Annotated in this window: 9 protein-coding genes; 3 read left to right on the top strand and 6 right to left on the bottom strand. The window is 38.9% G+C overall.

Translation table 11 applies throughout. From position 1 onward, the window contains the following. Positions 1-469: 469 nt before the first annotated feature. From PN497_RS05645 to cofH, 3 genes are all read right to left on the bottom strand, one after another. On the bottom strand, positions 470-1,969 hold the full coding sequence (locus PN497_RS05645) for a family 10 glycosylhydrolase (protein WP_096570617.1): 1,500 nt from the start codon (positions 1,967-1,969) through the stop codon (positions 470-472). 441 nt (positions 1,970-2,410) lie between these two features. After that, the gene (gene psb27, locus PN497_RS05640; RefSeq protein WP_096572777.1) at positions 2,411-2,809 is read right to left on the bottom strand and encodes a photosystem II protein Psb27; all 399 of its coding nucleotides are present in this window, start codon (positions 2,807-2,809) and stop codon (positions 2,411-2,413) included. Positions 2,810-2,940: 131 nt separating this feature from the next. Beyond that, positions 2,941-4,080 carry a 7,8-didemethyl-8-hydroxy-5-deazariboflavin synthase subunit CofH gene (gene cofH, locus PN497_RS05635; RefSeq protein ID WP_096570619.1) on the bottom strand — a complete coding sequence of 380 codons (1,140 nt, stop codon included), beginning with the start codon at positions 4,078-4,080 and terminating at the stop codon, positions 2,941-2,943. Positions 4,081-4,490: 410 nt separating this feature from the next. Here cofH and PN497_RS05630 point away from each other — a divergent pair, with 410 nt between their 5' ends. Beyond that, positions 4,491-5,735 (top strand): glycosyltransferase, encoded by a 1,245-nt coding sequence (locus PN497_RS05630; RefSeq protein ID WP_096570621.1) that lies wholly within the window; start codon positions 4,491-4,493, stop codon positions 5,733-5,735. 56 nt (positions 5,736-5,791) lie between these two features. On the opposite strand, the gene PN497_RS05625 is transcribed toward PN497_RS05630, so the two are convergent. Further along, a complete protein-coding gene (locus PN497_RS05625; protein WP_096570623.1) occupies positions 5,792-6,331 on the bottom strand; it encodes a hypothetical protein in 540 nt (179 codons plus the stop codon). 101 nt (positions 6,332-6,432) lie between these two features. On the opposite strand from PN497_RS05625, the gene petN reads away from it, so the two are divergent. Further along, complete coding sequence (petN, locus tag PN497_RS05620; RefSeq protein WP_013189847.1) at positions 6,433-6,519, top strand: cytochrome b6-f complex subunit PetN; 87 nt, start codon at positions 6,433-6,435, stop codon at positions 6,517-6,519. A gap of 7 nt (positions 6,520-6,526) precedes the next feature. Further along, the gene (locus tag PN497_RS05615) at positions 6,527-6,688 is read left to right on the top strand and encodes a hypothetical protein (protein ID WP_096570625.1); all 162 of its coding nucleotides are present in this window, start codon (positions 6,527-6,529) and stop codon (positions 6,686-6,688) included. A 194-nt stretch (positions 6,689-6,882) separates the two neighbouring features. Here the strand turns inward: PN497_RS05615 and PN497_RS05610 are convergent, their stop codons facing one another. Both PN497_RS05610 and PN497_RS05605 read right to left on the bottom strand, forming a co-directional pair. Continuing rightward, a complete protein-coding gene (locus PN497_RS05610; protein ID WP_096570627.1) occupies positions 6,883-7,251 on the bottom strand; it encodes a type II toxin-antitoxin system PemK/MazF family toxin in 369 nt (122 codons plus the stop codon). Next, positions 7,248-7,523 carry a ribbon-helix-helix domain-containing protein gene (locus PN497_RS05605; RefSeq protein ID WP_096570629.1) on the bottom strand — a complete coding sequence of 92 codons (276 nt, stop codon included), beginning with the start codon at positions 7,521-7,523 and terminating at the stop codon, positions 7,248-7,250. The genes PN497_RS05610 and PN497_RS05605 overlap by 4 nt, the downstream gene beginning before the upstream one ends. Positions 7,524-7,735: the final 212 nt, after the last annotated feature.

Genomic DNA, 7,735 nt, shown 5'->3' with positions numbered 1-7,735 from the left:
TAACCAATTCTTTGAAATTTCACCCGGAAAATGCACGCTTTTAGGAGTATACCCCTGAAAAATCCTGCACTGATTTCCTGATTTTCCACCTGAAACCCTTGATTTATCAAGGTTTTGAGTTTATTCAGCAAGCCCTAATTATAAGAGTTTGTTTGAAAAGTGTCTTATAGTGTATCAAATATCTTTACTACTATTTTACAAAAGGTGAAGGGGTAGCAATGTGATGAAAATGACGGTATACCAATTTTAAAACATTCTCTAAGGACCAAGAAAGCACTTGGTCAATTATACAGACTCTATTTTCCAAAAAAAATTTTAACGATCCGCTGAAAAGAGTAAAAAAGAAAAAGTGCAAAGCAAAAAAGGAGAAAAGTATAAAGGGTTACTGAAGAATCCCCCCAACCCCACAGACTACACGAAAACCAATATTTGGGCTATATGATTAATTCCTATTCAAATAGACGCAATATCACTGAGATTTGCAGAATTTCCGCTGTCCATCAAGTTCTGGATGTTGCCAAGAATAGGCGAAATGACTAACTGCATTAATTTGAGGTGCAAATCTCCTTAAAGCTGCCATTTGTTGTTCTAAAGGTGGACGGCCAGTTATTGGTTCTCCCCATTTACCAGCTAAAGCAGGAATAACTTTTGTACCTGGTTGTGCCATACTTAAAACTCTTTGCACTTGGTCCATAATACAATTAGCATTTCCACAAGTCGCATAGGACATAGGATGCCATTCTAAAGTATTAGGAAATCTATCCCAAGGTTGTAAACGGGAATCATAACCTTTTCCTATTGTTTGATTACCTTCTGGGAAAAATACTACTCCCGCTGGAATATTATTTTGTGTGGCTGGATAACTAGCTAGGGCAACAAAATCTAATATACCTTGCATGGCGTGAGCAATTGCCAAAAGCCATAAATCTGTTTGTAAAATTGGTTGTTTATCGTTTGCTGTGAGTAATGATTTTTCTGCAACTGGAGGAATACGACCTTGCCACATTGGTTCATCTTCTTGGGGATAAAGTTGATCAACTTGTCCTATATCTCCTGCTGTGATGTATCCTTTACTTAAAAACCGGCGAATTAATTCTAGTCCTTTATTATTTTTGGCACGACGCAATAAAGCTTCTTGAATTGCCGGAGTAAATAACCATAAATCGCCAACTTTTGTAGCTATGGAATCAGTTCCAGCTTGTCGGGGATAGCGTACATAGTCTAATAATAAGCCATCAGGACGACGACGCATTATTTCTTGTACCATGCGGTAAAAATCGGTTTTTGCTTGGGTGTTATAGGGGTCTACAAATACTTGGGAACGGTTATCTACAACTTCTATGCTAGTTTGACCTTTTCCATTACGAGCGATCGCATCTTTTCTACTCTCAATTTGACCATAAGTGTAGCCAAAATTTATTGTAAACATCCAAGCATAAACTTTTAATCCTCTTGCTTGTCCTTTTTTAATTCCTTCAGCTAATAAATCAACTTTTTCTTTTCCTGGAGTACGAACAACAGATGGCCAAACTGTGGGATTAGCTGCTGCTGGTAACAATACTTGACCATCATAAAATGCTTCTAAATAAACTTGGTTATAGCCACTATTGACTATATGATCCATTATCTGATCAATTGCTCCTGGCTGAGAGTCACAGGGATACAAACGTAACCAGATAGCTTGAGTTTGTGGCCAATTTTGACGGCGACAATTTTGTAATTCTTCTGCGTGTTCTTTGAGGATTTTTTGATAACGACTTTGAGCATTTCTATTGCCTTTAATGGCTGATAAACGTAGTTCTTCTTTTTGTTTAACTGCTTTTGGTGATAATTGACATAACTCCATTACTTGTGCTGCTGCTGGTTGAGTGCTAAAGTTAGGAATTAACATACTACTGCTAAAGAAAACAGCAAATAGACTGCGACGCAATAATCTTGGTGTGGGAAAGTTGAAAAGAGTTTTGTACATATTGCTTAATTAACCTTAATTGATCTATCTTTTGCTAAATTTCTTAATTAATATATGACAACAGGAAAAATTTATTTAAGGAGTCGTAGGGGCGAAGCATTCGGACAATAACCTGTGATCAAAATTGATAATTTATCGGCCGAATGCTTCGCCCTTACAGGAAAATTGTGATTACAATTGATAATTTATCACCCGAATGCTTCGCCCTTACAGGAAAATTGTGATCACAATTGATAATTTATCACCCGAATGCTGATGCTTCCAGCACGCTTCGCAAACGCTCTTACAGGACAATAACCTGTGATCAAAATTGATAATTTATCGCCTGAATGCTTCGCCCGTATAGGAGAAATATTCATGAATCTAGAGAAATTTTTGCATAAAAAGCAGGCCAAGCCTGCTATTAAGAATATTTGCAAATTATCAACTTTTGCCTAATAATTAACCACCACGGTTAACGACTGCTTCAACACGAGCAAATTCTTTTTCTAGGCGATTTTTCAGCTTTTCAGGTATGGGACGGTTAGGGTAGGAACTGTAATGTCCAGCTAAAGCGTTCAGGGCGGTTCTCATGGTTGTAAAGGAACTCAAGCCAGAAACGGCATTGGATCTTTGATAACGTGCAGAAAAGTCATTGATTTTTTGACGTGCTTCTGCTTGTATTGCTGCTTTATTAGGATCATCTGGTGATAATTCTACGGCTTGTTTTAAGACTTTGACTACGGCCAAGGTGTCTTGACGATAATCTCCGGTTAAGCCGTCTGGACTGCCAGAACAACCCATTAAACCGATGGTGACTACTAAAAGTAGTGCCAGCAGACGCGACCAATAATGCTTCATATCCATTAATTAAATACGTAAATCACAGTCCATCGTATCAGGGAATAGGGGACTGGTGACTGGTGACTGGTGACTGGTGACTGGGTAATGGGTAATTACTTATATTTTTTATTTTTCCCAATCACCAATCCCTAATCACCAATCACCTCATATAAAGTATTCCGTTGTTGATAAGGTCTGTTGAGGGAGGCGATCGCATTTTCCAGAGTTTCTACTTCCATGCACGTACCACCAATAGCCCCGGCCATTGTGGTAATGTGTTCTTCCATCAAAGTACCGCCAATATCGTTACAACCCCAAGTTAAGGCTTCTGTTGCACCAGCTAACCCTAGTTTCACCCAACTCGGTTGATGGTTAGGGATGCAGTTTCCTAAGAATATCCGCGCTACCGCAGTTAGTAACAGCGCATCTGCTAATACTGGTTGATCTCTTCCTACTCGACGACGTAAGGATTTAGGTGCTTCTTGACCCACAAAGGGTAATAAAATAAATTCTGTAATTTTGGCTGGGTATCCTTTTTCTAAGGCTGTTTGTTGCAGCGATCGCAATTTTTCTAAATGTCCTATTTGCTGTTCCGGTGTTTCAATATGCCCCGATAACATGGTACTCGTAGTTGGTACACCTAATTTGTGCGCTGTACTGACAATTTCTAACCAAGTTGCAGTATCTATCTTTTCAGGACATAATACTTTTCTCACTTGATCATCTAACACCTCGGCTGCTGTTCCTGGCATTGAACCCACACCCGCATCACGTAAAGCTTCTATGACATGAGTATAGGAAATTCCGTCAACTCTAGCAATAAACTGGATTTCCTGGGGCGAAAAGGCGTGTAAATGTAGCTGGGGAAACTCTTGTTTAATGGTTTCTACCAATTTAATGTAATAAGGTAAGGATTTACCGTTAATTTGCGCTTGTGGGTTTAATCCCCCTTGCATACAGATTTCTTTAGCCCCTCGACGCACTGCATCTGTAGATTTTTCTAAAATCTGCGCCCAATCTAACCAGTAAGCATCCGTATCACCATCATCCCTTCTGAATGCACAAAAACTACAGTGCTGTTCACAAATGTTAGTAAAATTAATGTTACGGTTGATTACGTAAGTAACAGTCTCACCAGCTTGTTTTTGTCGCAGTTTGTCAGCAGTTTCCCGAATAGTATTTACAGATTCCTGGTCAGTTTGGTTTAATAAAACTACTGCCTCAGATGGTGATATATTAAACCCTAGTAAGGAACGCTCAAGAATAGAATCCAATGTTATATTAGTCACAGCTATTTAAAATTTTATTAATGTATGAATGGAATGAATTAAAAGCTAACTTACTATTTTAATGCTTTGGCTATATGTTAAATTGGTTTTTAAGAGGTTTTCTAAAAAGTTGAGGGCTAACGCTATAGGCGAATATAAATCGCTACCACACAAACAAAATTCACCAGTGAACTAAGGAAAAATTAGGGGTTTCAAACCTGTATAGGTAGCTTTGGCTGTGTAGATGTAATTTCTCATCACCCAAGTGAGACTTTTTAAACATCCTCCAAACGTCTGTTTTATTGTGCATGAGTACCTTTTATCTACCTAAATAAATAATTTCAGATATCAAACCGGATGCCTATAGTTTTTACAAATAAAATAAATAAAATAATTAATTTTTTAGACTAAAATATTTTAAATTTTAATTTATGGACTTCGATGCCTCTCATTCCCTATTAAACGTTCCTACTGGTTTATTAAAGATTGCGGAACATCCACCTAGTGATTTTGTAGCTAGAAACAATGATCTTCTCCTATCTCTGGTAATTCCTACTTACAAAGAGCGTGATAATATCGAGAATATCATCAATATCCTCACTAGTTTACTAGATGCAGCGATACCTAATAATTATGAATTAATTGTAGTTGATGATGACAGCCCGGATTTGACTTGGCAGGTAGCACAATCTTTGATACTTGATTATCCGCAGTTGCGGGTAATGCGTCGTCAAGACGAAAAGGGACTTTCTTCAGCGGTAATTAGAGGTTGGCAAGCCGCTAAAGGGCGTGTTTTGGGTGTGATTGATGGAGATTTGCAGCATCCGCCAGAAGTATTATTACAACTATTACAAAAAATAGAACAAGGGGCGGATTTGGCTTTAGCTAGTCGTCACGTTGAGGGTGGTGGTGTCAGTAGTTGGAGTGTGGTGAGGCGGTTTTTATCCCGTGGGGCGCAGGTTTTAGGGTTGATTATTTTACCAGGGGTATTGGGTAGAGTTACTGACCCGATGAGTGGTTATTTTATGGTGCGTCGAAGTGCGATCGCTGGTGCTACGATGAATCCTGTGGGGTATAAAATTCTTTTGGAGGTGATTGGTAGAGGTAACGTTAGAGAAATTGCTGAAGCGGGTTATGTCTTCCGCGAAAGAACAGAAGGAGAAAGTAAAGTAACGTGGAAGCAATATGTTGAGTATATTCAACATTTAATTCGTTTACGGGTATCTACTGACAAGTTAGGTAAAATAAGTTGCAAAATAGATTTCCCCATTGGCAAATTTATCCGCTTTGGTTTAGTGGGTTTGAGTGGGGTGTTTGTAGATATGGCAGTGCTTTATTTACTCAGTGATGCTTCTACTTTGGCTTTACCTTTAACTCGCAGTAAAATAATTGCTGGTGAAATTGCCATTTTTAATAATTTCCTGTGGAATGATGCTTGGACATTTGCAGATGTGTCCATGCAGCAAAAAGGATGGAAACAACGCATTAAGAGGTTTTTAAAATTTAATGTGGTTTGTTTAGCAGGATTGGTAATTAATGTTTTGGTTTTGAATGTTGTTTATAATTTCTTGATTCCTAATCAGTATATTGCTAACTTGATTGCGATCGCAGTAGCAACAATTTGGAATTTCTGGGTTAACCTCAAATTAAGCTGGCGGGTGACAGATGTAAAATAATCAATTTGATTGGTGATTGGTGATTGGTGATTGGTGATTGGGGAGAAATTCCTTAACTATTGCCTATTCCCTATAAATGGTTTTAACCAAGTTAGAGAAATAGCAAGATCGAGAAGAGTAACTGCTAAGGCAAACCAGAAAATACTCTCTGCGGCTAAGATTAAAAAAGGTAAAATTGCATTATTGAAACTCCAACCAAATTCTATTTGAGTTAATCCGCGTACTAAACCAAAAGCAAATACCGCACCAGATTTAAGGTGACTATTTTTATCTACTCTGATGATATAGCGATAGGTGACACCAAATAGAAAACCAGAAAAACCTGCAATTACAGCACTAAGTATAAATTGTAAATTAATTGGTGAATTAATTATTTGTGAAATTTGTGAAATTTGTGAAATTTGTGAAATTTGTGAAATTTGTAAATTAATTATTTGTAAATCAATTGACGAACCTTGATGAATATTCAGTATAGGAAAATACTGCTTTAGCAACAACCCATTAACAACAGTCGTAACTAAGAAAGCAGAACCAACGGATAAACTACCAATAACACCTGCTTTGACAGATTCTAACCTTTCTTGCATGAGTTCCATAAACCTGGCCAGCCTTCTGTAAACACCAATGAACAATCTACCGCCTTTTCCCGGTATGATAAACATTAGAAACCTTTTGCAATTATTTGAAAAGTAGAACTATGATTTTGACACTAGGTTGGGTATCACTTCTGGTTGTGTTCACTTGGTCGATTTCTATGGTAGTCTGGGGACGGAACGGACTCTAGAGGAATCGTGGAAAGTCCATTACTGAGTATTTTGGCTATAGTTGCCCTAGTGCTGCTAGTGGGAGTTACAGGTGGTGTAGTCTATTTAACCTTGGCAGATTGGCGCGATCGCCGTCGTCGAGAAGACGAAACCCGTGAACTTAAACGCAGCACTGCCAAACGTCGCTGATTTTACAGCCCATACAAACACATACAAAGCTTTATGTGGGGACATGATTAAATTCGTGTCTCCACATATTTTATGACAACAGGAGACTGGACTTTTTTATTTTGGATTTTGGATTTTGGATTGTTTTTGTTATCTCCAATCTAAAATCTTCTTCACTCCCTATTTATTCCCTTCTTGCTGTCACCAGTCACCAGTCACCAGTCACCTGCTATATCTACTTCCCCTGGTAGATCCAAAGCGATTAATAAAGCCTGTGCTAGATGTGCCATTACTGCGTCAGAAAGTACACCTCGTAATCGCAAAAAGCGCGTTTTAGATAATACCCGCACCTGATCTGCCATTGCGATCGAGTCTTTCCTCAGTCCGCCATCTGGTGCTAAAATTAAAACTTGAGTGGGGTAAACCCGCTTGCCGGTTTGATAAGTCGTGCAAGGTACTGCCAAAACAACTGGGCTAGATAAATTAATTACGTCACGACTGACAATAATTACGGGGCGAGTTCCTCCTTGTTCTGAACCTTCAGTCATTTCTAGACGCGCATCGTACACTTCACCCCTTCTCATCGTGGAGATTCCCCTAGCTGCAACGCCTCCCATTGAGCCGTAGCAAATTCCGCCTCCATTCTTAAAACTTCTGCTTGATAATCTGGATCTCTGGTCATTTCCGCTAAAGCGGCATCAATTTCGGCTCGCCTTTGTGCTGCTAGTTCTCGCTTCAAGGCTTGCACCACAAACTCATTTCTACTTTTGGCTTTCCCCTCTAACACAGCTTTATCAGTCGCTTCTAACAATTCTTTCGGGATCGTTAACGTCGTGCGAATAGTTTCTACTTTCATGGCGCGTTCAGTCTGTGATGTCTGAAGTGATGCCTTATATGATATCGTTTTCGGCATCCATTAGGAACTGTAAATTTGTCATTGGTAATTGGTTATTGGTTATTGGTAATTGGGGAAAAGATGATGGATAGGTTATTATTCTCCCCCTGCACTCCTACACCCCCAAACAAATTTAAACCCCCCAAACGGAAAATGTCAGGGGGGTTAGCACT

It is taken from the genome of Sphaerospermopsis kisseleviana CS-549, from assembly GCF_028329225.1.
Taxonomy (GTDB): Bacteria; Cyanobacteriota; Cyanobacteriia; order Cyanobacteriales; family Nostocaceae; genus Sphaerospermopsis; species Sphaerospermopsis kisseleviana.
The sequence above is the reverse complement of the archived record's forward strand: the minus strand, read 5'-3'. Positions and strand labels throughout refer to the sequence as shown.